At 39.6% G+C, this 26,851-nt stretch carries 24 protein-coding genes; 2 read left to right on the top strand and 22 right to left on the bottom strand.

Annotation, left to right across the window (positions count from 1 at the left end):
• Positions 1-105: 105 nt before the first annotated feature.
• The 12 genes from ASE92_RS09995 to ASE92_RS09940 form a co-directional block, all read right to left on the bottom strand.
• On the bottom strand, positions 106-621 hold the full coding sequence (locus ASE92_RS09995; protein ID WP_056849942.1) for a thioredoxin domain-containing protein: 516 nt from the start codon (positions 619-621) through the stop codon (positions 106-108).
• 53 nt (positions 622-674) lie between these two features.
• Complete coding sequence (locus tag ASE92_RS09990; RefSeq protein ID WP_162237756.1) at positions 675-1,361, bottom strand: YoaK family protein; 687 nt, start codon at positions 1,359-1,361, stop codon at positions 675-677.
• Between the two features lie 43 nt (positions 1,362-1,404).
• On the bottom strand, positions 1,405-2,136 hold the full coding sequence (locus ASE92_RS09985) for a M17 family peptidase N-terminal domain-containing protein (RefSeq protein ID WP_056849940.1): 732 nt from the start codon (positions 2,134-2,136) through the stop codon (positions 1,405-1,407).
• A gap of 27 nt (positions 2,137-2,163) precedes the next feature.
• Positions 2,164-3,210 carry a cupin domain-containing protein gene (locus tag ASE92_RS09980; protein WP_056849939.1) on the bottom strand — a complete coding sequence of 349 codons (1,047 nt, stop codon included), beginning with the start codon at positions 3,208-3,210 and terminating at the stop codon, positions 2,164-2,166.
• A 178-nt stretch (positions 3,211-3,388) separates the two neighbouring features.
• Positions 3,389-3,946 (bottom strand): hypothetical protein, encoded by a 558-nt coding sequence (locus ASE92_RS09975; RefSeq protein ID WP_056850042.1) that lies wholly within the window; start codon positions 3,944-3,946, stop codon positions 3,389-3,391.
• 402 nt (positions 3,947-4,348) lie between these two features.
• Positions 4,349-4,900: an antibiotic biosynthesis monooxygenase gene (locus ASE92_RS09970; RefSeq protein WP_056849938.1), complete on the bottom strand. Its 552-nt coding sequence runs from the start codon at positions 4,898-4,900 to the stop codon at positions 4,349-4,351.
• Positions 4,901-4,907: 7 nt separating this feature from the next.
• Positions 4,908-5,981 carry an NADH:flavin oxidoreductase/NADH oxidase gene (locus tag ASE92_RS09965; RefSeq protein WP_056849937.1) on the bottom strand — a complete coding sequence of 358 codons (1,074 nt, stop codon included), beginning with the start codon at positions 5,979-5,981 and terminating at the stop codon, positions 4,908-4,910.
• 13 nt (positions 5,982-5,994) lie between these two features.
• The gene (locus ASE92_RS09960; protein WP_056849936.1) at positions 5,995-8,202 is read right to left on the bottom strand and encodes a response regulator; all 2,208 of its coding nucleotides are present in this window, start codon (positions 8,200-8,202) and stop codon (positions 5,995-5,997) included.
• 75 nt (positions 8,203-8,277) lie between these two features.
• Positions 8,278-8,973, bottom strand: a complete 696-nt coding sequence (locus tag ASE92_RS09955; protein WP_056849935.1) for a LytTR family DNA-binding domain-containing protein — start codon at positions 8,971-8,973, stop codon at positions 8,278-8,280.
• Positions 8,974-9,041: 68 nt separating this feature from the next.
• Positions 9,042-9,515 (bottom strand): Dps family protein, encoded by a 474-nt coding sequence (locus tag ASE92_RS09950; RefSeq protein WP_056849934.1) that lies wholly within the window; start codon positions 9,513-9,515, stop codon positions 9,042-9,044.
• Between the two features lie 438 nt (positions 9,516-9,953).
• Positions 9,954-10,622: a YceI family protein gene (locus ASE92_RS09945; protein ID WP_056849933.1), complete on the bottom strand. Its 669-nt coding sequence runs from the start codon at positions 10,620-10,622 to the stop codon at positions 9,954-9,956.
• Between the two features lie 388 nt (positions 10,623-11,010).
• On the bottom strand, positions 11,011-13,263 hold the full coding sequence (locus ASE92_RS09940) for a multicopper oxidase domain-containing protein (protein WP_056849932.1): 2,253 nt from the start codon (positions 13,261-13,263) through the stop codon (positions 11,011-11,013).
• A 261-nt stretch (positions 13,264-13,524) separates the two neighbouring features.
• Here ASE92_RS09940 and ASE92_RS09935 point away from each other — a divergent pair, with 261 nt between their 5' ends.
• Positions 13,525-13,926, top strand: coding sequence for a hypothetical protein (locus ASE92_RS09935; protein WP_369817407.1), 402 nt, complete (start codon positions 13,525-13,527; stop codon positions 13,924-13,926).
• 407 nt (positions 13,927-14,333) lie between these two features.
• Here ASE92_RS09935 and ASE92_RS09930 read toward each other — a convergent pair whose 3' ends face one another.
• From ASE92_RS09930 to ASE92_RS09915, 4 genes are all read right to left on the bottom strand, one after another.
• On the bottom strand, positions 14,334-14,558 hold the full coding sequence (locus ASE92_RS09930) for a heavy-metal-associated domain-containing protein (RefSeq protein WP_056849931.1): 225 nt from the start codon (positions 14,556-14,558) through the stop codon (positions 14,334-14,336).
• A gap of 92 nt (positions 14,559-14,650) precedes the next feature.
• Positions 14,651-17,068: a heavy metal translocating P-type ATPase gene (locus ASE92_RS09925; protein WP_056849930.1), complete on the bottom strand. Its 2,418-nt coding sequence runs from the start codon at positions 17,066-17,068 to the stop codon at positions 14,651-14,653.
• A gap of 87 nt (positions 17,069-17,155) precedes the next feature.
• Positions 17,156-17,719, bottom strand: a complete 564-nt coding sequence (locus ASE92_RS09920) for an AraC family transcriptional regulator (RefSeq protein ID WP_056849929.1) — start codon at positions 17,717-17,719, stop codon at positions 17,156-17,158.
• Between the two features lie 172 nt (positions 17,720-17,891).
• Complete coding sequence (locus tag ASE92_RS09915; protein ID WP_056849928.1) at positions 17,892-18,425, bottom strand: GNAT family N-acetyltransferase; 534 nt, start codon at positions 18,423-18,425, stop codon at positions 17,892-17,894.
• A 72-nt stretch (positions 18,426-18,497) separates the two neighbouring features.
• Between ASE92_RS09915 and ASE92_RS09910 the strand changes: the two genes are divergently transcribed.
• Entirely contained in the window at positions 18,498-19,358 is an 861-nt protein-coding gene (locus ASE92_RS09910; protein ID WP_056849927.1) for a LysR family transcriptional regulator, read from the top strand.
• An 88-nt stretch (positions 19,359-19,446) separates the two neighbouring features.
• Here ASE92_RS09910 and ASE92_RS09905 read toward each other — a convergent pair whose 3' ends face one another.
• The 6 genes from ASE92_RS09905 to ASE92_RS09880 all read right to left on the bottom strand — a co-directional run bounded on the left by ASE92_RS09905 (position 19,447) and on the right by ASE92_RS09880 (position 26,843).
• Positions 19,447-21,090 (bottom strand): glycoside hydrolase family 28 protein, encoded by a 1,644-nt coding sequence (locus ASE92_RS09905; RefSeq protein ID WP_056849926.1) that lies wholly within the window; start codon positions 21,088-21,090, stop codon positions 19,447-19,449.
• 40 nt (positions 21,091-21,130) lie between these two features.
• On the bottom strand, positions 21,131-22,054 hold the full coding sequence (locus ASE92_RS09900) for an alpha/beta hydrolase (RefSeq protein WP_056849925.1): 924 nt from the start codon (positions 22,052-22,054) through the stop codon (positions 21,131-21,133).
• Position 22,055: 1 nt separating this feature from the next.
• Complete coding sequence (locus tag ASE92_RS09895) at positions 22,056-23,048, bottom strand: pectinesterase family protein (protein WP_056849924.1); 993 nt, start codon at positions 23,046-23,048, stop codon at positions 22,056-22,058.
• A gap of 55 nt (positions 23,049-23,103) precedes the next feature.
• The gene (locus ASE92_RS09890) at positions 23,104-23,721 is read right to left on the bottom strand and encodes a hypothetical protein (RefSeq protein ID WP_157255700.1); all 618 of its coding nucleotides are present in this window, start codon (positions 23,719-23,721) and stop codon (positions 23,104-23,106) included.
• 170 nt (positions 23,722-23,891) lie between these two features.
• Positions 23,892-24,950 (bottom strand): alpha/beta hydrolase, encoded by a 1,059-nt coding sequence (locus tag ASE92_RS09885; protein WP_200926392.1) that lies wholly within the window; start codon positions 24,948-24,950, stop codon positions 23,892-23,894.
• Between the two features lie 93 nt (positions 24,951-25,043).
• A complete protein-coding gene (locus ASE92_RS09880) occupies positions 25,044-26,843 on the bottom strand; it encodes a RagB/SusD family nutrient uptake outer membrane protein (protein WP_056849922.1) in 1,800 nt (599 codons plus the stop codon).
• Positions 26,844-26,851: the final 8 nt, after the last annotated feature.

The following is a 26,851-nucleotide window of genomic DNA, read 5'->3' as shown; positions in this document are numbered from 1 at the left end:
CTTCTAGTACAAATGTAGCTTTGAGAATTTCAGATCAAATTGATCTATGATAAAAATCAATCGCTTTCGGCATTAATTTTAAATATCGCAGCTGTTGTACCAATGCTATTCTTCTTCTGCGCTAATCAGTTGCAGTAAATCTTCTGCACCACCATCGAATTTTTTTCCGTTTACGTAAAACGATGGGGTACCATTTACGCCGCTCATCACCCCGCTTTCAAAGTCTGCATCGACTTTTTCTGCCAGCTTTGGACTTTTTATGTCTTCCTCAAATTGAGTAATATTGAGTTTTAATTTTTCAGCTAACTTCTTCAGTAGCGTTTCGTTTAGCGCTCGCTGGTTTTCGTAAATAGCGTCGTGCATCTCCCAAAATTTACCTTGCAAACCAGCGGCTTCGGCAGCCAGTGCCGCAGCTCTCGCATACTGATGCATTTCTGAAAGCGGAAAATTCCTGAACACAAATTTGATTTGATCTCCAAATTGACTCATTAATTTTTTAAGGATAGGATAAGCAGCTCCGCAGTATGGACATTGATAATCGCCATATTCTACAATAACAAGATCGGCATCCATATTTCCTTGTACATGGTCAGCATTGCTGACGGTTGGTTTTAGTGACATAATTATTTAGTTTTAAGGGTTCTAAAGTTTCCAGAATTCCATCAGCACCTGGATTAATTGCGGTTGGATTTATAAAATCGTGAGCAGATAAGCAGTACAAGTGCAGGCAATAGCAAGATCCAGGCACCAAAAATGATTAAGGCATAATGCGCCATAAATGCACCGGATAAAAAGCCAAGCCAAACCAGTAAAAGGTGTATGGCGTTTGATCTATACTTTGTATTTTCTAACTCGTCATTGCTCATGGTTAGCATTGCCGTATTCCTGGCGAGACTATTCAATGTCCCGGTTACAAAATCGGTATTCACATTTTGGTTGCCAACGGCGGTTACGATTGCGTTCATTAATCCCATCGCTAATCCAATAATGGCAACAGATGGAATAGCTGGTATCGCAAAAACATTGGCGGCCACTGTATAAACGATTAAGATTCCCGAAACGAGATAGAATGTTAAAGCTTTCGTTTTGTTAAGTTTTGATAACGATAAGCAGGTTCCCAAGTAAATGCCGCATACAAAACAGCCGATAACAGTAAGCGATATAATCATCGTTCCGAATTGATCCGAAGAAATCGCTGATCCTAACTGCGTGGTATTTCCACTCATAAAAGATACGTAAGTTTTCCACTTAATCAGTCCCGTTGCATCAACAAATCCGGCAACTAACGCCAGGCATATGGCCAACTTTTCTTGCATGGCTATCTGTGCCGGCTGTAAAGAGCTATTAACTGAAGAAACCATTGGCTGTTGCATTTTGGAATTTATCTTTGTAACCGACTATCAATTATTTTAAAGCTGTAATGGCCTGGCTAATACCTTCTCCAGCAGTTGTAAAGTAAGCTGGGCCAGCCAATAACGTTATTTTTTGAATCGGTTTAAAGTTTGCCATCTTTTTCGCTTTCAAAAACATCTGGGTTCTGTAGGCATTAACAGCGCCCGTTACGCCATAACCCGCAACTTCCGCTGTAGGAGAATCAATTCCCGCATCTTTAAGGTCGCTTGCGAATGCATATTCAGTAACTCCTAATCGCAATGCTTCCTCCATACCCACGCTAGCCACTTGCTTCATTAACTCGGGTGTAAATTTATTTCGATCGCCTAAACCGATTAGCAATAGTTTTTTTGCTCCGATAGTTCCGGCTGGTGGCGTAATTAATAAAGTTTCTAAAGAATGGCCTGCAAATTTACCTGATTTACGGATTTCAGTGATCAAACCATTCAGGCTTTTATCAAGATGTACCATTCCGTTTACCGCTTCGGGCAATGCTGGTGGAGAATTGAAAATATCGCCTTCGGTATATTCAAAAACGCAGGCAATTTGTAGCGGCGTAACTTCGGTAGAAGGACCTTGAACCATCCCTTCGATGGAAATTCCATCTACAGCACCCCAAATTTTTGAGGTATTGGCCTTTGCCGTCGGTGCTGAAGTTTGAGCCAGAGAAAATTGTACCGAGCCCAAAAGCATCACTAAGAACAAGCTGATGCGGGCTGTAATTTTAATTTGTGTCGTTTTCATAATTAATAGTTTAAATGAGGTTTGAAATTATATTTTAGGTTGAATAAAGATTTTTTCAGTTGGAAATTTTTCAATTTCACCGTCTTTTAATCCGAAGTTAGTTACCACTACATCTTTAGGATTTCCAGCCAGCCACTCGCTTAAATCGATAGATTGATAGGTTCCGCTATTGAAGCCAATCAGGATTTTACAAACTGTATCTCCTGTGTTTTTGATATAATGCCCCGCTCCCATTGGCACATAACCTACATCTCCAGCGTTAAATTGTTCGGTTACCACGGTAGATTCGGCCAGGAAAACCGACATCTCGGCCTGACCAGAAATGTAATATTGCCATTCGTCTGCATTTGGGTGCCAATGCATTTCTCTTAAAGCACCAGGTTGCAATTCGATAATAGAACCAGACATGGTACTGCTGATCGGGAATTCTTTACTGCTAACCAATCGCTGTAATCCTCCACCAGGTACAATTCTTGGTTGTTGCGCATGTAAAGGGTATCGGTGAAAACTAGTTAACTGAATATCTTTTTCATCTGGGCGAGCTTGCGCAACGAATGACATTTCATCAGGAACCACTCCCGCTGCAAAATAAGCTTCTTTTTGAGGTAGTGCGGCAACCTCTTCGAGCGTTAAACCCAAGTTCTGAGCTACAATTTCTGGTGGCATACAAGAAACAAAATCGGTAACACTGAAGGTGTGGTCTTCAGAAAAATTTCCATTATCAAATATCAAAATGAAATGGCAATCTTCCGTTCCGGTTGCCTGGATGGAATGACCATATCCTTTAGGGAAATACCAAACATCGCCAGGCTCAAAATTATCAACATAGCTATGTCCATCAGGATGAATAATGGTAGTACGAACGGTTCCTGAAATTACATACGCCCATTCTGCAGCGTTGGCATGCCAATGTAATTCACGCATACTTCCAGGTTGCAATCTCATTGAAACTCCGGCAATGCCAATCGATGCTGGAAAATCAGTAACAGATGCACCTCTCGTAGTTCCTCCATCATTGGTACGTGGTTCTTTTTTTTCCAATTCGTATCTAAAACTTAGTAATGTTGTTTTCATAGTCGTAATTTTTTGGTTCTTGTTTTTTTCTATTGTAAATCTATCTCAGAAACCTATCATTTTAATTTGCAATTCGGTGAATGGGCGAAAGTAATCGTTGAGATCAGCTGAGATAGATTTAGCAACTCATTGTGGTTGTTTAACGATTGAGCCTATTGAACTAAGCTCATGATCGGTTTTAAAAGGGTTGGTTATACTTTCCTGTTAATGCTTTGTTTTCAATACTTTTTGCAAAGTTTGGCGTTTCTTCATGGTTGTGCTCATCAGAAGCGGCTTGTCTGGAAGCGGCAGCTTCAGCTAAATTTATGTTATGCGCTTTTAAATATTCGAACATCTCTGGTGTAGCAGTGGCGTGAATTTCGTTAGTATACAAAGTGGTTTGTTCGTCTATTTTTGTGGCTTTAAGTTCCCAAAGTACCTGAACTTTTGTACGGCCACCTTTGGTAATCGAATCAGAAATGGAAAGCATCCGGCAATAATCCGGGCGGTGCTCAACAGCTAGATAATGTTGAACCATCAGCGCATCACCGATAGTTTCGACGTTTAGTGATACAGGCTGCCCATCGTAGGTTGAAGAAATGGCAGCACCAATATGCTGGGTTGAGCACCTTTGATATTCAGCGTCGGGAAGGTTTAATAACCAATCGGCGATATTTACTTTTTCAAACGGCGCATTGATGATGGCTGTTACTGTTGAATGAGATAATGCGTTTTCTGGGGTTTGTAGGATTTCCATAATGTTAGGGTTTTTTATTGTATTAGCTTGTTGGTGTAAAACTAATACAAGGCTCAAGCTCAAGAAATCACCCTTCGATGAACGGGCAAAAAATGTCGTTAAATAGAGGGCTAAGGCGATAAATGGGTGAGATTCACCTTTCATTCTGCATGAATTTTCCAATCCATCTGGGCGTTACCCAAGCTACGCAAGGGTCGGGCTTTGCAGGGCTCCGCTTCGCTACGGTACCAATAAAAAATTGGCACTAAACCCTTTCAATCCCTAACGCAAAACCCACCGAAGGCGAAATCAAAAAGAATTGATTAAGTTTCTGTTCTAAGGAAAACCGCAATAAAAAAGCAGCAGACAAATAGAATAATGTCTGCTGCTTTTTGAACAACTTGAAATGATAAAATGAAAATGCTATTTATAAAGCCACTTCTTAATAATTTTAGTGTAATTCGGCATTACCACGTAAACCATTAACAGCACAATACATCCAGAATTTATAAAGGCGTCAAAATAATGATTTACAGAAATATTCAACAGTCTTAACACAGGCAATGAGAGCAACGGCACTAGGATTGATAATGGGTAAATGGCCGACCAGGTGGCGAGAAATTGTTTCCAGCGAAGAGGCGTTTTGATGCCTTCACTTTCCTTGTTAAATAAAAAATCTAAACCTGATTTGATTTGATACCGATCATTTTTTCTAAAGAATGGCTGTGCCTTATCGATCATTCGTTTTCGATCGTCAGATTCCATCCAAACTTTGAGATGCTCAATAGTATCAAAACGAATAATTACGGTATACACAAAGGTAAGCTTCGGAATGGGCCTTACAATCTGTAGATCTATAAACCCTTCAGAATGGTTAGAGATAGGTATAATTTCACTTAGCCATTGTTCATATTCTTGCTGTTTATCGTTTAAAATATGATGGGTAATTACAACCGAAGCACCGTCTTTTTCCATATTGAAATCAGTTAATATAAACTAAAAAAGCTCTTTTATACTGCCAAGGGACTTCTATATCAACACCCAAAGCTTTAGCCGAGTGGAGAGCGAAATACGGATCACGTAGATGTTCTCTGGCAATGATAATCAAATCTGCCTTACCGCTAGCCACAATTTCATTTGCTTGATCGGCTCTGGTAATCATCCCGACAGCACCAGTGGCGATGTTCACTTGCTCTTTAATGGCAGCTGCAAACGGAACCTGGTATCCAGGAAAAACCTTGTCTTTACTTACATTGGTAAATCCTCCACCAGAGGCGGTAACAAAATCCACCCCATTTTCTTTAAGTGTTTTTGAAAGCGTTATACTATCTTCCAAAGTCCATCCTTCTGTGGTATCGATGTAATCTACAGCCGAAATTCTGACCAATAGCGGCATGCCTTCTGGAATTACGCTTCTTATTTCGTTAACGGTTTCTACCAAAAAACGAATTCGGTTTTCCAAGCTGCCGCCGTATTCATCTTGTCGCTTATTGATCACGGCAGAATAAAACTGGTGAAACAGGTAACCATGACCCGCGTGGATTTCTATGGCATCAAAGCCGGCTTCTACCGCACGTATTGCTGCATTAGCAAAATCCCGTTTTAATTCAGAAATTTCTTCAAGGGTAAATGCTTGCCAGGCTACTCCGTTCATCTCTATTGCGGAGCACGATTTCACCGTCCATCCGCCTTCTTCTGGCGTTAATGGCTTCATCCCTTCATTTGGATGTTTTAAACTTCCCTTTCCTCCCGAATGCCACAGCTGAATCGCAATTTTAGCATCTTGTTCGTGAACAAAATCTACAATAGTTTTCCAGGAATTTTTTTGTTCCTCATTCCAAATCCCTACATCACTTAAAGTAGCTAAACCTTTAGGCGCTACCGCTGTGCATTCGGTGATAATTAAACCAGCACCACCAACTGCCCGGCTTCCTAAATGTACCAAATGCCAGTTTCCAGGAATGCCATTTTTTGCACTGTATTGCTGCATTGGAGAAAGCACTACCCTATTCTTTAACGTTAAGTTGCGTAGGTTAAAAGGAGAAAACAAATCCATAATCTAAATCTTTTTAAAGTTGTGGTAAGAATATTTTTGCTTCGGCAACTGCTTGCATTAACACGTATTCTAAATCTTTTAGTGTGTGTTCCGTCACTTGATTTTGTTCAGAAACCAATTCAATAAGATCCAATTTTTCTACCAGGGTATCTAACAAGCCGAGCATGGCAATACTGGTTTTAAAATCGTGCGCCCGCATATTTACCGTAACAAAATCATTATTTTGATAGGCAGTTTTTAACTGCTGTAAATGCTTGGGTACATTGGTTATAAATTGCTGAGTAACTGTTTTTTCAAAATCGACATCGCCTCCACTAATTGATCGCATGTAATCCAGATCGATAAATTTAAAACTATTTTCAACAGTTACATTTTCTACCGTTTGTTGAGGATGCTCCTGCAATCCAAAACTAGAAATCAGCTTAAAAAGTTCTTCTTCTTTAATTGGTTTAGAAATGTAATCGTTCATACCCCTGCTTAAACATTTCTCTCGCTCACCTGCCATTGCATGTGCCGTCATTGCAATTATTGGAGTATCCAATTGCAACACTTCCCGAATTTGCTGCGTTGCCGTATAACCGTCCATCTGTGGCATTTGTATGTCCATCAAAATTAAATCGTAAACATGCTCACGCAACCGATTAACTGCCTCTAATCCGTTAGCAACAATGTCAAAATCCACGTTCCACTGCAACAACAAATGCTTCATTAAACTTTGGTTAATGGCATTATCATCTACCACTAAAACCCGCCAAGGCATATTATTTTTATCCTTAAAATGATTTACATCTAATGCCGGTACATTTTGTATTTGTTCTGCAGAAATGCCATAAGGGATGTAAAAATTAAAAGTTGTTCCCTTACCTTGTTCACTACTCACTTCGATGTTTCCATGCTGTAGCAAAATCAGATTTTTTACAATAGATAGGCCTAAACCCGTTCCACCGTAGTTTCTGGTGATGGAATCCTCGCCCTGATTAAATCGTTCGAAAACTTCGGTTAATTTTTCTTTATCTATTCCAATCCCTGTATCAGAAACCTTAAAACCGACTGTAATTTTACCATCAAGCTGTTCTTTATTATAAACTTCGATATTTACGTTTCCCTGCTGTGTAAATTTAATGGCGTTTCCGATGAGGTTGACCAGAATTTGTGTAAGTCTGGTAGCATCTCCAATTAATGTATCTGGAATAGATGGATCTACCTGACTCGATATGGTCAGTTTTTTCTCTTTCACACGCTCGGAAAACAGCGTCTCCACAGAGTTAATTAAACCGTTAATACTGAACACGCCTGGCGTGATGCGCATCATTCCAGCTTCAATTTTGGAGAGATCGAGAATATCGTTGATGATGGCCATGAGATTTTCTCCCGAGCGCTGAATAGAGGAAACAAATTCCGCAGCGGTATCATCCAAAGGTCTTTTTTGTAATAGATTGGTAAAGCCCAATATTCCACTCAAAGGCGTTCGGATTTCGTGGCTCATATTGGCCAAAAAGTTTTCTTTGGTTTGAGCGGCCACGGTGGCATTTTTTTCGGCAACATCCAGTTCCTTAATTAAAAGGTGTTGCCTACGAAACTGGCGAATGATATGGAAACCAACAATCGCACCGCCAATAACAAGCAAAATCAAAATGTAGATATCATACAACCGCGATTTATCTCCCATTTCCTCGCTTTTTTTACTCAGGTCGATCATGTGTAATTGACGGCTTCGATAAATTTTCGCGGTAATAGAAGTAATCTCGTTAGATATTTTTCTAGCCCGGGGATTTGCAATCGAAGTTTGATCATTCATATTCCCCAGCTCGTGGTAACGATGTAAGAGTATTTCCTTCACCACTTTTTTATCCATGGCAAGCACACTCAAACGGGTAATTAGATGTTCTTCAGCAGTATCTGCATTGTCTTTAGAAAGCGAATCTAAAAAAGTTTCAATCTGGTTGATCTTCTGATCAATACCCTCCAAATGTGTCGTATCGTTAGTCGCAATAGATGCTCTTATCCGACTTTCTACGCCTAGAATATCCCGATCAATCTCCCGCAAATGATTGCTTGCGTGGAGTTCGTGCAATAGCGTATTGTTGTTATTAATGAGCGCTTTGGTATTTCTGGCCGAATTTATTTGTACTGCAATTAGTAAAGCAGAGCCTGCAACAAAGGTAAGTACAATCAAATAAGCAAATCGTTTATTGCCCATAACTGTCGAAATGTTGATCATAAATTAAAATATAAAGTCGATAATTATGATTGTATCAGCCTTAAACCTGGTAGAATTTCAAAAGCGAAACTTAAGCTAAAAAACGTTCATTCTGGTATTCAATGCTTTGCGATAGGCATCGGCTACGGGAATAAATTTCCCGTTGATGATGATTCCCCCGTCTTGCAAAGTATCTATTTTACCTACGGCAACGATATACGAACGATGAACCCTGATAAAATTATCTCGTAGCAAACGCTCTTCGGCTGCTTTCATGGTTCCATGAATGGCAAACATTTTCTCCCTGGTGTAAAACTTCACATAATCGCCCATGGCCTCCGCATAAAAAATATCGTCTAGTTTCAATCGCCTGGTAATATTGGCATCTCTAACAAAAAGAAATTCGTCCTTTTCATATTCTACACTTTCTTTTTTACTATCAAATATAGCCTGGGCTTTAGTCACCGCCTGTAAAAATCTGGCTGGCGTAAAAGGCTTAAGCAAATAATCTGCAATATTTAACTCAAAGGCTTCCAGCGCATATTCTTTTTTAGAAGATGTAAAAATGATAATGACATCCTTTCCCGACAGATTTTTCGTAAGTTCAATTCCTGTCATTTCGGGCATTTCGATATCTAGAAATATCAAATCTACTGGTTGTGATAGTATATGGCTATAAGCTTCAATGGCATTAGCATATTCATTTACGATAGTAAGATTTGGAATTTTCTTCGCCAAGTGTGCCAAAGTAGTTCTGGCAATGTCGTTATCATCAACAATTAGGGCTTTCATAGAGATGTTTATTTATGATTTGTACCAAATATAATTACTCTATTTTGTTTTGAAGACCCTGGAAATGATTATCTGAAATATGAACGAATCATCCAGGCCATTTCTTCGTGAGTTTCCATTAAACCTGTAATAAAATCGCTGGTACCATAATCTTTATACTTCTCTGCAAAAGGAACAATGTTGCCACGTAAAAACTCGATAATGCTTTCATGGTCTTGCAACAAATCCTTCATAAAGCCAAGTCCATCATTGCTTCTTTCGCTATACTCAGTTAGTTGGGTTAGCTCTAGATAGCTTTTTATTGTTGCTGGAGCGAAATGACCTATTTTTCTCATGCGCTCGGCCACGCTATCGATCAGTTCATCAAGTTGTTTGTACTGATTTTCGAAGAAAATGTGGTTAGCATGAAAATTATCGCCAGTAACATTCCAATGTGCGTTTCTTGTTTTAGTGTACAACACAAATTCATCAGCTAATAATTTTGCTAATTCTACAGCGACAGCGTCTGTGTTTTTTTCGGTGATTCCAATGTTGGTTTTCATGGTTTTAAGTTTTAATTTAAGCGGTATTGCTTTGTTTTATAATCTAAAAATGCGGCGATCCTGTTCTAAAATAATTTGCCTTTCGGTAAGTAGGCAAAAACAATCGTTGAAATATAAGCCCGAAAGGATCGAGCTTATTTACTTCTCAAATCCTATTAACGCTAATACCCACCATTAGCCTTGGCAAAAACCCACCTGATACTTTTAGAAGATAGGTAAAACTGCTTTTTCACAAAGAATAGATGTACTTTAAAACCGAGATTAATTTCTCCATAATTTTGGCTCTCATCTGTAATTGCAACAACTAACTTTTTTGAGGTATGGTTACCGGCCAAAACTATATTGCACAAAAAAGCGCCCAACACTTAATGTATCGGGCGCCGAAATTCTTTATTGCTTTTAAGCTTGACCAAAAAGATCAAAAAAAATTTTGAAGGGTTACTTTTTAGCTTTTAGGTTTAAACCAATTTCTACATCTTTTGATATCATCCAGTTTTCAGGACTACCTTCGGCTTTATAATTAATTCCCCAGGCACTTCTATCAATTACAAATTTAGCAGTTGCAGTAACACCAGTTGCAGAAACTTCTACTTTTGATGGGAAAGTGATGTTCAAAGTACTGTCTTTTAAAGTCAGATTACCGCTGATCAAATAATTAGGATCTTTCAACAGATTAGATGTTTGAGTTCCAGAGAATGGCTCAACTTTAGTAATCACAAATTTTGCAGTAGGATATTTAGCTACATCAAAGAAATCAGGACTTTTTAAATGTCCTTCCAAATCACTTGCTTTTTTATCTTTTTCTGTAACTGAAGCAGGATCAACTTTTAACGAACCTAAATTAATAACGAATTCTCCACCACTTAACGAATCTTTATCAACTGAAATGGATCCAGAGTCTACACTGATTTTGCCCCAACGTGGCGCTAAACCACCTTTGTGTGCCGCTTTCCAATCAACTGAAGTGCCAGCAGTATCCAATGTTAGCGTTTCGCCTTTTTGCGCTGCCGCGGTTTGCTCAGTCGTTGTTTTTGCATTATCAGTTGAAGATCCTCCGCAAGATGCGAGTAAAAATAGCGCCGGAAGCGCAAAAAATAATTTTTTCATGGTTTGAAATTTAAATTAATTATAAGTTTGATTTATTGAAAGACTCATTCGTCAAAAGTAGTGCCCAAATTACATTCTTCAATTGATGTATGATAATAAATTGACTGCACACAATGAGTTACCTTGATACATAAATGAAATTTTTGAAATCCATCAGGACAAATTTAACTTTTTTGATTGCTATCATTGGGTATAAGACAACCTTACCAAACCCACTTCATTCTCATTTCAGTTTCCAAAATGTTATCAATTATTAATGAAATTCTCGCTCCGGTAGTTTACCAAAACTTCTACTATTAGAGGCATGGGGGGCGGATTCGAACCGCCATGAAAGGTTTTGCAGACCCTTGCCTAGCCCCTAAGTCATCCTGTTTTTTTGCGTAGCGTTTTAATAATTCAGAGACAGCCCCACACCAAAGCCCATATCGCTATCATAATGGGTACGAATACCGATATTTTTAGTGATGATGTATTTTAAATCACCCATAAATTCTTTATCGGTATTGACCATAAATCCAGCCCTCAATCTTTTTGAAATGGGAATGTCCTCACGCATTAATGATAGGCGAACAATTCCATCATGATAAACTTTCGCCTGAAAATTAACCAGCATTGGCAAAGTGTACATAAATCCTAAACTAACGGCTCTACGGGTGTCTTTTTTGTTTGTTTGTCCGAATAAATTGGTTTCTTGTTCGTCCATTCCCATCTTTCTATATCGATAATCAAAACCGATGAACGGCATCAACCATTGCATTTTTCCGATATATCTTCCCAGGTGGGTTTCAACTTCATAACCATGCATGTCGCTATAGCCTAAGCGCCATTCTGTGCCCAAGCTCCATCTGGCATTTTGAAGCATTGCTTCTCCATCATTACCGTTGGTTGCGAAATCATTTTGAGCCATAAAGTGGGGCATATTGCTTTCGTGTTGCAACATTTTGTAGGCTTTTTCTTTGTCTGGAAGTAATGGATTTTTGTAATCGCCCACTGCAAAAACCCTGTCCATACCGGCCATCATGTGGTAAAGGATATGGCAGTGGAAAAACCAATCGCCTTCTTGGTTTGCGAGAAATTCTATGGTATCAGTTTCCATCGGCATAATGTCCAGCACATTTTTGAGCGGTGATTTTTCGCCTTTGCCATTGATTACCCTGAAATCAAATCCGTGTAAGTGCATCGGGTGTCGCATCATCGAATTGTTGTAAATCGTAATGCGTAGAACCTCTCCTTTTTTTACCGGAATTTTATCAACTTCAGAAAGGACTTTATTATCCATACTCCATACATAGCGGTTCATGTTTCCGGTAAGGGTAAAGTTTAATTTTTTTACAGGAGCATCTTTGGGAAGTTCAGTATTGTGAGGTGATGAAAGCATGGCATAATTCAGCGTTTTAATTTTGCCTAAAGCGTTTGCATTGTAACGATTTTCATCCTCCATATTGTGTTTGCTATGGTCTTTTTTTGGTTCAATTTCACCCGTAATTTCAGGATACATCGCCACATTCATATCCATTTTATTCAGACTCATTTTCATGCCCATATCATCCAAATCGCCATTCATCTTCATCATATCGTTCATCATCTTCATCCCTTCAAAATATTTCAATTTCGGAAGCGGAGCAATCAGCTTTCTAACGCCGTTACCTATAAAATAACTTGAAGAATTGGTGCGGTCTTCGGTAGTGGCCATAAACTCGTATGCATTGCCGTCTTCGGGAATGGTTACTACCACATCATAGGTTTCTGAAACCGCAATGATTAATCGATCCACTTCCACCGGTGTTACGTCGTTGCCATCATTCGCTACTACGGTAATTTTTCCGCCGGCATATCGCAACCAAAAATAAGATGAAGCACCACCGTTTGAAATTCTTAACCTCACTTTATCGCCCGCTTTAAGTGTTTTGCCATCGATATTTTTTAAATCTGTGGAAGCATTGCCGTTCATTAAAATTTTATCATAGTACACATCGCTTACGTCCATTGCCAACATCCTTTTCCATTCGTTGGCAATTTTCGTTTTGAAATGCCCTGCCCGAATGGCTTCTGCATACGACTGTGTAGTGCCTTTTTTTATCGCCGACCAATCGCTGGCGTTGTGCAACATCCGGTGTACGTTATTCGGATTTAAGTTAGTCCATTCACTCAAAACAATGGGTATGGTCGGCAAATCATCTATCCCTTTTCTAAAAGTTTTATCACCAGCTTTCTTGAGAAATACAAGGTTGCCATACATCCCTATTTGCTCCTGCAAACCCGAATGTGAGTGATACCAATGCGTACCATTCTGAATAACAGGAAAACGATACGTGTGCGTAGTTCCGGGTGAGATTTGAGGTTGCGTAAGATAAGGCACGCCGTCTTCTTTATTGGGTAAAAATACACCGTGCCAATGCAGTGAAGTGCCTTCTTTTAATTGATTATGCACCACAATTTCTGCCGTGTCACCTTCTGTAAAAGTGAGGGTGGGCATTGGTATTTGTCCGTTTACGGCGATGGCTCTTTTCTCTTTTCCGGCGTAATTTACCAACGTGTCTTTAACGTACAAATCGTATCGCACTACTTTTTGGGCAAATGCAGAGGATGCCGTTAACAACAAAACTGCCGTTAGAATTAAGGACTTATTTTTCGCTTTCATTGGTCTGATATTTAGATACAAAATTGGAATTAAACCGTATGATAATCGTTGTGGTATTTTGGTTAATAATTGTAAGATTTACGTCGTCGTTGGTGAATTAAAAGCTTCGTGACTTTTTACCAATGGTAAATCTCTAATTAAAGCCGTTTGCTACCTTTACAATGGAAAAATTAATTGAATATATACTGCGTTTTGGCAATTTGAACCAACAGCAAATCGACTTTATTAAGTGCAAGACAACGGAACTGGAACTGGAAAAAGATGATTATTTTTTCCGAAGCAGGAAAAATTCCAAAATACATTGGTTGTGTTTTTCGGTGTTGCTATTACAATAATAAAGGTGAAGAGATAACCAATTACTTTATTGACGAATACAGCTTTTTTTCAGACCAGCAAAAATTTGATGCACAGGCAGCAGCAACAGATTATATTCAGGCCATTACCGATTGCAAATTGCTCGCTTTTACTAAAAAAGATTGGGACGCACTCTCGAACACAATAGTTGATTGGGACAGGATTGCAGCTAAAATAACCCAAAAATGTTTAACAGATGCGATGGATAGTCCGTTGGTTTCGGAAGATGGCTCAACCCGTTACCTCTCATTCCTTGAAAAATATCCAATGCTTATCAATCGTGTTCCGCTATCATTGGTCGCTTCGTAATTAGGCGTTACCCAACAATCGTTGAGTAGAATTAGAAAAAACATCCTGTAAAATCTCTTTTTACAAAATGGAAAATGTTTGAATTTTTTAAAGCTCGGAATTTTGTACCATTAATTTTAAATAAAATATAATGAACAAAAAAGTTGTATCAATTACCGGAACAAATAGCGGGTTTGGATGGCTTACTGCAAAAAGCGTTTCAGCCTTAGGACATTGCAGCATTAAAAATAAAACCTTCATTCTGTGAAGGTTTTATTTTTTGGCGACAAGTTCTGATAGAATTTAGAAACTCGTTCAGTTGATGATTGCCAAATAGCAAACGCCCAACTAAAGACAATTTTTAACGCTGTGTAATGGATAATTACAACGATGTTAAATACCGCTGATGGGTGAGGTATTTTTTTAAATTACTTTATAGGTTCTATCTTAAACCCGGCTTTTTGAACGGTTTCTATTACTTCCTGTTCAGTAATTCCTTCAGATTTTAGGGTGAGGATTTTTTCTCTATTCGTAGTATCTACTTCCCACTGCCCTATACCTTCGGCGTCATTTAAGAAAGGGGTTACTTTTGCTACGCAGCTACTGCAATTGATATTTGTCTTGAATTGTAAATCTTGATTATTATTTTCCATTTCGTTATATTTTATTTGATAGTACAAAGTTGCGTCAATCAACGCGTTTTATCGTTGTAGTTTTCTTCATTTGATTTATGATATTTACTGATTTATTTCTTCCACTTCAATCTTAAACTATTACTCACCACACTTACGCTACTCAAAGCCATTGCCGCTCCGGCTATCATTGGGTTTAACAAGAAACCGTTAATTGGATATAATAATCCAGCAGCCAGGGGAATGCCAATCAGGTTGTAAATAAATGCCCAAAAAAGATTTTGCTTAATGGTGGCCACGGTTTGTTTTGATAAACGTATTGCCTGCGGTATTTTGGTAAGGTCTGAAGATATGAGGGTCATTTTGGCTACATCCATGGCAATGTCGCTGCCTTTTCCCATGGCAATACTTACATCTGCTGTTGCCAGAGCGGTACTGTCATTAATTCCGTCGCCTACCATGGCTACTACTTTGCCTTGCTGCTGCAATTCTTTTATAAAATCAGCTTTGTGTTGTGGCAATACTTCAGCTTTGTAATGCAGGATGCCTGTTTGCTCGGCAATTGCCTTGGCTGTGGCTTCATTGTCGCCGGTTAACATATACAAGTCGATACCCATTTCCTGCATTGCTGCAATTGCCTGAACCGATGTTTCTTTGATTTTATCGGAAATAGCGATAACAGAAATTGCCTCTTTGCTGTTTGCAAACCAAATGACCGTTTTAGACTGTTTGCCCCATTCATCGGATTGGGTTTGTAGTTGTTCTGCAATCGCAATGTTGTTCTCTGCCAGGAGTTTTTTGTTTCCTACGAAATAGGTTTCGTTGTTATGATTGGCTTTTGCACCTTTACCCGTGATGCTGTCGAAGTTGGATAAATCTGTGGTAGCAACGCCTTCCAAATGTTTCACCACGGCTTCCGCCAATGGGTGCTCTGATTGTTTTTCGATGCTCAGTAAAATTGCCTTGGATGTTTCATCATCGTTTAGCCATTGGATGCTGGTTACCTCAGGTCTTCCTTGTGTTATGGTTCCGGTTTTATCCAAAACTATTGCATTCACTTTCTTAGCCAATTCAAGGCTTTCGGCATCTTTAATTAAAATGCCATTTTCAGCACCTTTACCAACACCCACCATAATTGCAGTTGGGGTAGCCAAGCCCAATGCACAAGGACAAGCAATCACCAACACCGTAACGGCTGCTAATAATCCTTGCACCAAACCGTTTTCGCCACCCAAAATAATCCACAAAACAAAGGCAAGGATGGCAATACCAATCACCACCGGAACGAAAATTCCTGCAATTTTATCCACCAATTTTTGAACGGGGGCTTTACTGCCTTGCGCATCCTGCACCATTTTAATGATTTGGGCAAGCATGGTTTCCTTACCAACTTTCACTGCTTTAAATTGGAAACTACCCTTCTGATTAATGGTTCCGGCAAATACTTTTTCGTTTTCTGTTTTTAGTACCGGAACGGGTTCGCCACTCAGCATACTTTCGTCTACATACGAATTACCGGAAGTGACCATTCCGTCGACCGCAATTTTTTCGCCGGGCTTTACCAGGATTATATCGTCAACATTTACGGCTTCAATAGGGGTTTGTTTTTCGGTTCCGTCCGGTGCTATTACCATCACGGTTTTAGGTTGCAAGCCCATCAGTTTTTTAATGGCAGTAGAGGTATTTCCTTTGGCTTTTTCTTCCAATAATTTACCTAAAAGGATAAAGGCGATGACCACTGCAGCTGCTTCAAAATAGACGTGTGCGTGCAATCCTCTCTGGTGCCAGAAATCCATAAAAAGCATATTAAACACACTGAATAAATACGCAATTCCTGTACTCAAGGCAACCAAAGTGTCCATATTGGCAGACCGGTGTTTGGCCTGTTTCCACGCGTTGATGAAGAAATCTTTACCTAACCAAAGCACCACAGGAGTGGAAAATAACCACATAATTTCGTTACCGTAGGGCATATCCATAAAGAACATCCCGATGATTACCACGGGTAATGATAATATAACGGCCCAAATAGTTTTGTTTTTTAGCTTTTTGAATTTATCCGCATGGATAGTCTCCAGAGATTGCTGTTGTTTTGCTTCTTCAACAATGAGCAGGTCATAACCAACGCCCTGAACGGCTTTTTGCAGTTTGGTAGCATCCGTCATATTGGGAAGGTACTCAACGGTCAGATTTCCTGTGGCGTAGTTGACCGAAGCTTCAATTACCCCTGGCTCATACTTTACGATGCTTTCTGCACTTCCAGCGCAAGAAGCACAGGTCATTCCCAAAACAGGAAAGGTATTTTTTATAGATGAAACACCGTAGCCCAAGTCTTTAATAGCCGCAACGGCTTTGCCAACTGTCTCATTACTTGTAACGGTAATGGCTGCTCTGCGGTTGTTGAGTTCTACTTTCGGGGATGTTACACCATCAACCTTTGCCAATCCCTTTTCAACGATTAAAGCACAATGTTCGCTTTCTACATCTTCTAAAGGAATGTAAACCGTTTCGTTATTGTTATTTGTAGCCATAATTCTATTGCTTTATTTACAATACAAAATTGGCAACAAGATGGAGAATAGTTATTGTGGAATTATGGAATTGATTTGTAAGATTTACTAAACCTGGTCTAATGGTTTCCGTTTCTCTTCATTTATTTGTTTGAAATGACTTGGCGTCAATCCCGTTACTTTTTTGAATTGGTTACTTAAGTAGGCTACGCTTGAATAGTTCAGTCGGAAAGCAATTTCGCTCAATGACAGCTCATCATAAACCAATAGTTCTTTTACCTTTTCAATTTTCTGTGCGATAAAATATTTTTCGATTGTGGTACTTTCCACCTCCGAAAATAGGTTAGAAAGGTAATTGTAATCGTGGTGCAGTTTCTCACTTAAAACGTCCGACAAATTGGTTTTAGCGTCATTATCCTGATGATGTACCAACTCAATGATTACATTTTTGATTTGTTCTATAATTCTGCTTTTTTTATCATCTATCAGCTGAAAACCTAATGGTACCAACGCACCTTCCAAAGCAGTTCTTTCTCTAGCAGTTGGCTCTTTTTCAAGCGTAACTTCTCCCAGTTTTATATGTTCTACGGCTAATCCAAGCTTATCCATTTCACTTTGAACCACCATAATGCAGCGATTGCAAACCATATTTTTTATAAAGAGTACGCTCATATTTCTAGTCTTGGTAGATCCTCAATGTGTGGTCAAATCTACGATATAATTCAATGAGTAATTAGCGGCAATTAAAAAATTGACCGTCCATTGTTTTAAAAGACATTAGAGCCAAATAAGACCTAAAACTCCAACACCAACGTTAGCATATCAAAATCTCACCGACAAAAATTTATTCATTCCGCTGAGCTAATTCTAGTTTCATTAAAATGTCGATCTGCCTGTCATCGCCCAATATAAATACATGTTGATCAAATGCTACAAATCCATTTTTTTTATAGAAGGCAATGGCCCTAAAATTCTTCTCCCATACACCTAACCAAACATAATCTGCTTTCATTTCCTCGGCTACTTTAATAGCGTGGAGATAAAGCAATTGGCCGACCTTCTTACCGTGAAATTCCTGCAATACATAAATGCGTTCTATCTCAAGTGCGTTGTCATTTTGGTTCTCTTTTTGCGCCTCACCTGTATTTAGTTTCATATAGCCGATCACCTCATCATTCAACTTTGCAAAATAAAATAGTGATGACTCATTGTGCAACTCTTCATTCAGCTGATCAATAGAAAAGCTGTCCTCCAGATATTTGGCCATATTTTCTTCGGAATTAATAGCTGAAAATGTTTGAGAGAAAGTCAGTTTGCTGATATCCTGAAGATGAAGCACATCTTTAGCTTTGACCGGAAGTATTTCTAAGTTTTCCATATTCCAAATTTACAAATTCAACAAATGCAATGAAATGCTATTTACTCAATTATTAATGATTAAATTGCATTAATGAACCTCCAGCAAATCAAATACTTTTTGGCACTTTCAGGTGAACTTCACTATTGGAATACGGCAGCGAAAATGAACATTACGCAATCTGCCTTAAGCCGTCAAATTCAATCGTTGGAAAATGAATTAGGGCTTTTACTATTTGAGCGTAACAAAAGGAATGTAAAATTAACACCGGCCGGCAGGTTTTTAAAAGATAAATGGGAAGTGCAGTTGAGCGAAATTGAGTATATCCATCAATCGGCAAAGCAGATTCATCTGGGTGAAAGCGGTACCATAAAAATTGCCCATCCCGATTCGATTTCCGCTTCCATAATCCCCGATATTTTGGCGAAAATTTCTATCAAATACCCTCAATTACAGGTTGAACTCCTTCAGATTTTATACGAAAACCAACAGGAATTTTTGAGGAACTATAAGATCGATTTGGCAATAACCAGAGATATCAATATTATCTCTGGACTTAAATCAAAGAAAATTTATACGGATCATTTAGCCTTAGTGATACCCGAAAACCATCCCTACCAAACCTTCAAAGATTTAACCAAGGAAACCCTCGAAAAGCAAAAATTTATCCTTCCAACTATTGATGAGGGAAGTAGTTATGGGTACATTATCCAAAAGCTATTTAATTCTTTTGATTTCGTTCCCGAGGTTTACCTTCATTCTGAATTCGGCTCAACTATTATTGCCTTAGTGCGAAAACGTTTGGGGATAGCCGTGTTGCCAGATTCGTATTCTTATCACGAAAGTCCGGGTTTACGATTTATCAAGCTTCCCTTCCAAACTGAGCTATATCTTAATTGGCGAGCCGATGATCATAATCCAATTCTTTCTAACGTATTGAAGTTGATTTTGTAATCGACTGCCATTATTATTACCTAAGTTAATACTCAAACAGTCGCTTTTATTCTGAAACCCAATGAATTTGCTGGTTGTGTATAGAAAATTATTTGCCTAGGGCTACCACCTTTTCTGAAGCGCCGTTTTTTAGTTCCAGATTCTTATTTGCCTTCTTCAAATCTGTATTGGTAATCACAATATCCCTATTTTTATCTCCATCAATTGATAGTAGCAGCGGTGTTCCTGTAGAAAACTTTAATTTATCCAGATGAACGTTCCTAACGCCTGCAACAGATATCAATGGTGCTTTATTCTGCGTAAACACGCCAACATTATCGAAACGAATTCCGGATGCATCTGTAAGTTCGATGCCTTTTTCGGCTACTAAATTCGAGTTGAGTATGGCGATATTCTGAACAGGCATTTCAGATAATCCCCGGATAAATACCGCAACCTTGGCTCCCTGGCAGGTAATATTTTCAAATAACATATTTTTGAAAACGGGAGTACCCTCGTTAACTGTCGGAGAATCGTTACGCTTACCATCTGTTGCAAATTTTACAAAATAAAACATGTCGAAGAAAATCGCCTCCTGATGAATATCTTTCATCGTGATGTTTCTGGCATAGATTCGCTCCACCACGCCCCCTCTTCCACGGGTCGATTTAAAGCGTAGGCCTTTGTCTGTACCGATAAAAGTGCAGTTTTCTATAAAGATATCTCTTGCACCACCACTCATCTCGCTTCCTATTACCACCGCTCCATGTCCGCTATAAACCGTATTTCCACGGATCACCCCTTCTGCACAGGCTACTCCCCTCTTTCTACCTTCTTCATCTTTTCCCGATTTGATACAGATGGCATCATCTCCAACATCCAACACACAGTTCTCAACCAGAAACCGTGTACATGATTCTATGTCGATGCCGTCGCCATTTTGTGCGTAGTGAGGATTTTTGATTGTCACATTTTCGACAGTCAGATCCTCACACAAAAGCGGGTGAATGCACCAGGCCGGAGAATTCTGAAAAGTAACTCCAGCCAGCAATACCTTTTTGCAGTTTTTAAGCACCAACAGATTGGGGCGCAGGTAATCTTTCATATCATTGAAAGATTCCAGCGGTTTACCAGCCTGAAGCAGCATGCTTTTACCCTCTAAATGTGTCTTTTTAAATTGCTCGCTAGGATACCAGGTCTTTTTGTCATCACTCAACACCCCACCAGAGGCCACTTTTGCAGACCATTGTGAAGCTGTAAGTTGCGATTGCCCTACCGCACGCCATACATCACCGTTTGCATCAATAATGCCATTCCCCGTGATGGCCACATTTACCAGATCGTTTCCGTTAATCGGTGATTCATTTCTGGCAGCCGGTTTCCCCTCATAATCTCCCTCTATCAGTTTATACAATGATTTGTCTTTACTAAAAATCAAATTTGCTCCTCTATCCAGGTGCAGCTCAACGTTACTTTTCAAATATAACGGACCTGTGTGCCAGATACCTTGAGGTATTAACACCGTGCCTCCTCCATTCTTACTGCATGTTGCAATCGCAGTATTGATGATTTCGGTGTTTAAAAATATACCATCGCTTTTAGCGCCCAATTTTGCAATTGAAAGGGTATCAGCCTTAAATGTTGGTCTGCTGATTTTTGGTAGATTTTCCCAGGAAAACGAGTTGGTTTTATTTTGAGCGAATGCCGAACAGGTAAGGGTCAATAATGTGAGCAATAATATCCTTGATTTCATAATTAGTTTGCTGCTATTTTAATCGAAAATTTCTGTTATTTTATTTTAGTGCGATCGGAATGATATCCATTTCATACATCCATTTTTCGCAGAGTGCTGTCCATAGTTCAGCACTTCCGGGGTTGTTTCTTAAAGCAATAGCATGCGCCCCTTGCGGAAACACATGTAAACTGCTCGGAACTTTGTGTTCGAGCAGGGCCTGGTAAAAAAGCAGGCTATTGTGTGGATCTACGGCCTGATCGTTAAAGGCGACAGCAATAAAGCTGGATGGGGTTTCTTTAGTTACAAGTAACTGTGTAGAATATTTGGCTTCCAATGCAGCATCTTCTCCTGGTCCGAGCAGGTTCTTTTTGCTGCCCTTATGGGCGTATTTTCCCATATCAATTACTGGAGACACCAAAATCATGAAATTGGGCCGGGCCGATACCTGATCTAAACTATCAGCAATTTTCGATATATCGCTTAGGCTGGTTCCTGCCATACTGGCCAGATGCCCTCCGGCCGAAGAACCCTGTATTCCGATTTTGTCGGGCTTGATTCCCCATTTTAAAGCATTGCTTCGAACAACCTTGAGTGCCCGTTGTGCATCCTGTAGCGGTGCCTTCGCATTTTCTATTAAATCGGCATCATTTGGCAAACGGTAGTTAAGGACAAACGCCGAGATGCCCATTGTATTGAACCATTTGGCCAATTGTATTCCGCTAATTACATAGGCCAAACGCTCGTAACCACCTCCAGGACAAATCACTATCGCTGCCCCCTTATTTTCTTGCTTTGAAGGAAAATAACAGTACATCCCAGGATTTGCTACCCGAAATATCCGTTCATTAGCAATACTATCCTTTCTAGTGGTACCCTTCGAATTTGGAATTTTATCTTTAGGATATAGTGGGATGAACTCCTGTGCACTGGCAAAACTTAACCAGGAGGCAACTAAAAACGCCGCTATTTTTATCGAATACATTTTAAAGCGATTTAAAAGTTGGCAACCAGTTACCTAAAATATTTTTGATTGTATAGCGCCCTGCCTCTCTTTTAGAAAGCTGCTTTGACCATGCCACTCTACCCGTTAGTTTAGCTCCTGGCCCAACATTTCCATACTCCGCATAAAATGCAGTTTTATCTTTATCTGGAAATAACGGATCTCCAGGCCAGGCATGCCATCCTTCAGGAACAATATGCGATCCCATATCACAGCGGATGAAAACGGTTTTTGCAAATGGACGCCAGGGACGGCCGAGGTAAACTTTTTGAACTCCTGGAGCGGCGATCAGCTTACATTCCAAAAATACGTATCCGAAAGCCTGCTCTTTGGTGGTTGATGCCGCCGTGATATAAGAGTTAGCCAAACTTTTGATAATACACTTGTAAAACACTGCTGTAGCTTCACCAAAAATAAAGTCGGTAGTGCCCTCAATGTAACAGTTATCAAAATAACACCGTCCATCTTTGGAAGTGTAAAGCGTATCTTGATGACCCAAAATCGAGCAGTCTTTAGCACTGAAACGATCGGCTTCAATGGTTAGTGCTACTGCCTGTCCAACCGTACCAGCCGTATTTTCAATGGTCATATTTTCTATACTGCAATCATTTCCCTGTACCAGTACGGTATATGAAGTGTAGGTGCCGTATTTTGGATTGCCTGTAAAGTCTTTGCTGGGAAAAGGTTTTCCCGTATAATCACCATTAGTGATAATTGTTTTTTCCTTGCCCTCTCCTATAAGCATGATATTCTTTTTCCAGGCTGGGATCACCAGTTTTTCACGATAGGTTCCCGCTTTCACAAAGATTGAAACCTTGAATTGCATGTGATCGCGAACGGCATTGACGGCTTCCTGAATAGTCTTAAAATCTCCTTTTCCATCCTGCGATACGGTAAATTTAATGTCGGGCTGTTTGGCATTCACGGATTGGCTTAGAAATATCAGTAAAAAAAGAAATATTTGGATTTTTCTCATAAGTTTTTGCTTTGTTTATCTATGCGAGATAGATTTTTATATCAGTCGATTTTCTTTAAAACACTGACCTGGATTTTACTACAACTTTTTTTCTGATGATATAAACGCTCAAACCACTAATATTTCTAACGAAATTGACAGGCGTAAAAGCTAGACTGTTAGGGCCAGAAACATAATAGCCATCGGTTTGGTTATTTTGTGCAAGTACCGAATCGGCTTGATGAAAGTTAGATAGAATGTCCTCTTCATAAATAAACAGCTTTGCGAAACGGCATTGGTTTAGCAATTGGAGTTGAATCATATCTGGCTTAGTGATGAACAACGCACCATGAGAAGCGACACCCGCAGCAACACGAAAATTGAAATTCGTATAGGTTCGTATCCTTAAGAATGCAAGTGATTTTCGGATATCTCTTCTGGTCTTTCCTTTTAAGCGTTCAGAAATGGGGCCAAATGCTCTCGAGAAAAAATAGTCATCATTATTGATAAATACCCGGGCTCCAGAAATCCTCAGGTGTTTAACAAACTGATTAAGTGGGGAATTTGTATCCGATCGGCTTAATTCTGACCAACCTATTGAAGGCAATGCTCCATATAAATTAAGTACAGCCTTTTGAACAAACTCTGTTAGCGATTGCGACTGAAGATCTTTAGATAAAATTTTTGACATCATTTCTCAGTTTTTTAAATGTTAGCAACTCCGATGAGATCAATTGAAAAACAATGATTGTGTGCATGTTTATTAGGTTTAGAGAATAATTATTCGGCTTTGCAAAAACCTATTTGAAGCTTTTGTAAGACAAGCAGATAGATAATTCTGTATTTCAATCATAGCAACCAAAACTATTTCATGCTGAAAACCTTTTTCATGAAATCGGAAACATAATTAGCGGTTTCATCAGCCCAGGGATGGAATAGCCAAAACGGATGAATCTTCACATTAAACTTGTGCACTTCCTGGTAAATACCCCATTCTTTAAGGCTACCTACCAACTCATCCTGACCAGCATGAAAACGGGAAAAACCGCTATTAATGAACAGCATTGGAACGGTAGATTCATTTGCCCAATAACCCGCAGAAGCTTCACGCCATATCTCAGGCTTTTGCTGGAAACTGCCACCGAGCCAGGCAATATCTGGAGAATCTGGTTTCCGATTGAGGTTAAGTGAACTTGGGCCTATAAAACTGATCACACCATCTATATCAATAATGGCATTAACTTTACTCGAAGCAATGGAATTAGCCCTATCTCCTTCAAATTGAGGTAAGCCGTTTGTGGTGCCAACAAGCGCTGCAAGCTGACCGCCAGCAGATGTTCCGGAAATTGCAATTTTATTGGTATCAACACCATATTTTTCCCAGTTTGTTTTTAACCAACGAACAGCCGCTTTCAAATTATGAACGGCCGCCGGATACGGCGCTTCCAAAGAGAGTTGATATTCAACCGGCACGGTAACAAAGCCTTGTTTTGCGATCAATTGTGCCAACGGAACTTCCATTGATTTATCTCCAGACCGCCAGCCTCCGCCGTGAACCATAATCAAAGCCGGCAACAGCTTCTTGGTTTTCGGTCTAAAAATATCTGCATGTAATTCTCTTTTTCCAAAACGCGTATTAGACAAAGTAGTGTAAATCACATCCCTGAATTGGCTAACGTTAGCAGGCAATTCATCTTTAACCAACGTGGCGTAAGGATAATCTTTGTGAATTTGACTGTAAACTTTTTGCGCATTGTAAGAGGAGTCTTTTGGTATGGTTGTGCTATTCTGTGCAAAACATACAGTTAAATTAATGGTAGTTACAGCAAAGCCCAATAAAACTTTTAATCTCATATTTTCCTGAATGATGGTTGAAGTATGATAATTTTTCAAATTGATAATGGAATAAACCTTTTTCTCCATTGCATTAAAGGTACAAAGCCAGGCCGTCTAATTTCTCAACCTTCAGGCCAGGCATTGTATTTTAATCATCAGTTTTCAGAGGGGATATTGCATTTAATATCCATAATCTTGTTTAAGGTTGGGGTTCAAATCCAAAATACTCCTATGAATAGGTAAAACTTCGGAATGGTTAGATTGAAAAGTACGCCCTAATTTTTCTATTGCGCCACCAGCTGTAGTGGTTAAATTCTGCCTCCAATCTATACGGATATATCCCGTTGGATTGGTAGTGGCATTGTATAATGGCGCAGGTGCTACGGCAGGATCAGGCAGATAATAGCCTGTTCCCGGCAGGAATTCGAACTCTTCCCCCACATTTCTGTAATACAAATACCTCGCATATTTAGCTGGCGTATTCACAATCGTCGTCATTTCTGCTTTGGCTTGAGCAAGTTTTGCCCCCAGTAAATTCCATCGGATTAAATCGTATTTCCTGATTCCTTCGCCACCTAACTCCCATGATCTTTCCTGTACGATTGCATTAAAAAAAGCCGTTTTAGAAGTCGGGGTTACACCTACTTTACCAGGATTTGCTGAGAAAGCCCGCTTGCGCACATCTTCATAGGCTTTTATTGCCGAGGCATCAGGTGATCCATTAATTTCATTTACTGCTTCGGCGTACATCAACAAAATATCAGAATAGCGTAGCATAATCCAGTTAATTCCCAGGGTTTGGGTAGCACCTGCAATGATAGGCCTCCAGTCTCTACGGTACTTTCCGTCGTTCATTTCCGTTATTCTGGCCGGGCTTTTCAAATTATTTGCATCGATATTGTAATGAGCGATAGTAACCTCTTTTCTAGGATCAGATACATCAAAAGAATAAAAATAACTAGCCGTTGGATTTAATGCTCCACCACCAGGTCCGTAGCGAGATCCATCAGCAATACGGGTACCGCTAGCCCTTCCTAGTTTACTGTCATAGTTGGCATTTCCACCAGCCTGCGCCACTTCGAGCATGCGTTCGCCATATACGTTGTCCAAGGTCAGCTCGTTGGCTTTTTTGAATACATCATAAAAACTAGGGTTAAGGGCATGTTGATTTGATTTCATTATCGTATCGCACTCATCTCTCGCCATCGTGTAATATTTTAAATAATCAGGTAAACGTTCCATCACTTTTGACGACCGGCGCAGCTGATATCCTCCTCTGAATAATGCTATTCTGGCCCTCATTCCACGGGCAGCACCCTGGGTAATACGCTCATCAATAGTGGTTTCTTTGCGCCAAGGCAACATGCGCTCAGCAACTGCGATATCACCTAAAATCTGATCGTAAATGACATCACTATTAGTTTTACTAAGGTTAAAATCCATTCCTGAAACCGAAGGTTCCAATTGCATGGGCACATCGCCCCAATTTTTAACCAGGTCAAAATAATAGATTGCTCTAAGCACCAGGGCTTCGGCATAAAGTCTTCTCAATTCTTTTTTATCTGAAACAGACCCATTGTTATAAGCTGCCATTTGAGGGATATATTTGATGCATAAGTTAGCACGTTCAATTCCCTGAAACCCTCTGGTGAAAGTAGCGGCAAGCTCACTATTTCCGGCATCGGCACTGTAGCGGGCAAGTCCTCGGGCACCAGCATCAACATCGCCACTTCTTGAAAACTCGTCGGTATCGTTTACAAACACCAGTGATTGCCGCTGGCCGTAACCATCATCTCCAGCTAAAAGCTGATAAACGCCCATGATAGCCGAATTTGCACTAGAAACATTGCTGAAAATATCTTCAGGCGAAAAAGCAGATTCTGGTTTAATTTCCAAATACTTTTTACAAGCGCCTAAGCTGAATATGGCAGAGGCCAACATCGCTCCGAAGGCAAATCTTTTAATATTGTTGAATTTCATATGCTGAA

Origin of the sequence: Pedobacter sp. Leaf41, assembly GCF_001422545.1 — a bacterium.
Taxonomy (GTDB): domain Bacteria; phylum Bacteroidota; class Bacteroidia; order Sphingobacteriales; family Sphingobacteriaceae; genus Pedobacter.
This window is presented reverse-complemented; position numbering and strand designations above follow the sequence as displayed.

What these genes read in the sequence shown, in the direction of transcription:
- ASE92_RS09910 (WP_056849927.1), top strand. Translation starts at nt 18,498, where the DNA reads ATGAACCTCCAGCAAATCAAATACTTTTTGGCACTTTCAGGTGAACTT.
- ASE92_RS09925 (WP_056849930.1), bottom strand. Translation starts at nt 17,068, where the DNA reads ATGGCTACAAATAACAATAACGAAACGGTTTACATTCCTTTAGAAGAT.
- ASE92_RS09885 (WP_200926392.1), bottom strand. Translation starts at nt 24,950, where the DNA reads ATGGAGAAAAAGGTTTATTCCATTATCAATTTGAAAAATTATCATACT.
- ASE92_RS09915 (WP_056849928.1), bottom strand. Translation starts at nt 18,425, where the DNA reads ATGGAAAACTTAGAAATACTTCCGGTCAAAGCTAAAGATGTGCTTCAT.
- ASE92_RS09905 (WP_056849926.1), bottom strand. Translation starts at nt 21,090, where the DNA reads ATGAAATCAAGGATATTATTGCTCACATTATTGACCCTTACCTGTTCG.
- ASE92_RS09990 (WP_162237756.1), bottom strand. Translation starts at nt 1,361, where the DNA reads ATGGTTTCTTCAGTTAATAGCTCTTTACAGCCGGCACAGATAGCCATG.
- ASE92_RS09965 (WP_056849937.1), bottom strand. Translation starts at nt 5,981, where the DNA reads ATGGATTTGTTTTCTCCTTTTAACCTACGCAACTTAACGTTAAAGAAT.
- ASE92_RS09945 (WP_056849933.1), bottom strand. Translation starts at nt 10,622, where the DNA reads ATGAAAAAATTATTTTTTGCGCTTCCGGCGCTATTTTTACTCGCATCT.
- ASE92_RS09970 (WP_056849938.1), bottom strand. Translation starts at nt 4,900, where the DNA reads ATGGAAAAAGACGGTGCTTCGGTTGTAATTACCCATCATATTTTAAAC.
- ASE92_RS09950 (WP_056849934.1), bottom strand. Translation starts at nt 9,515, where the DNA reads ATGAAAACCAACATTGGAATCACCGAAAAAAACACAGACGCTGTCGCT.
- ASE92_RS09955 (WP_056849935.1), bottom strand. Translation starts at nt 8,973, where the DNA reads ATGAAAGCCCTAATTGTTGATGATAACGACATTGCCAGAACTACTTTG.
- ASE92_RS09895 (WP_056849924.1), bottom strand. Translation starts at nt 23,048, where the DNA reads ATGAGAAAAATCCAAATATTTCTTTTTTTACTGATATTTCTAAGCCAA.
- ASE92_RS09920 (WP_056849929.1), bottom strand. Translation starts at nt 17,719, where the DNA reads ATGAGCGTACTCTTTATAAAAAATATGGTTTGCAATCGCTGCATTATG.
- ASE92_RS09980 (WP_056849939.1), bottom strand. Translation starts at nt 3,210, where the DNA reads ATGAAAACAACATTACTAAGTTTTAGATACGAATTGGAAAAAAAAGAA.
- ASE92_RS09890 (WP_157255700.1), bottom strand. Translation starts at nt 23,721, where the DNA reads ATGATGTCAAAAATTTTATCTAAAGATCTTCAGTCGCAATCGCTAACA.
- ASE92_RS09985 (WP_056849940.1), bottom strand. Translation starts at nt 2,136, where the DNA reads ATGAAAACGACACAAATTAAAATTACAGCCCGCATCAGCTTGTTCTTA.
- ASE92_RS09935 (WP_369817407.1), top strand. Translation starts at nt 13,525, where the DNA reads ATGATTATTTTTTCCGAAGCAGGAAAAATTCCAAAATACATTGGTTGT.
- ASE92_RS09940 (WP_056849932.1), bottom strand. Translation starts at nt 13,263, where the DNA reads ATGAAAGCGAAAAATAAGTCCTTAATTCTAACGGCAGTTTTGTTGTTA.
- ASE92_RS09995 (WP_056849942.1), bottom strand. Translation starts at nt 621, where the DNA reads ATGTCACTAAAACCAACCGTCAGCAATGCTGACCATGTACAAGGAAAT.
- ASE92_RS09930 (WP_056849931.1), bottom strand. Translation starts at nt 14,558, where the DNA reads ATGGAAAATAATAATCAAGATTTACAATTCAAGACAAATATCAATTGC.
- ASE92_RS09960 (WP_056849936.1), bottom strand. Translation starts at nt 8,202, where the DNA reads ATGATCAACATTTCGACAGTTATGGGCAATAAACGATTTGCTTATTTG.
- ASE92_RS09900 (WP_056849925.1), bottom strand. Translation starts at nt 22,054, where the DNA reads ATGTATTCGATAAAAATAGCGGCGTTTTTAGTTGCCTCCTGGTTAAGT.
- ASE92_RS09975 (WP_056850042.1), bottom strand. Translation starts at nt 3,946, where the DNA reads ATGGAAATCCTACAAACCCCAGAAAACGCATTATCTCATTCAACAGTA.
- ASE92_RS09880 (WP_056849922.1), bottom strand. Translation starts at nt 26,843, where the DNA reads ATGAAATTCAACAATATTAAAAGATTTGCCTTCGGAGCGATGTTGGCC.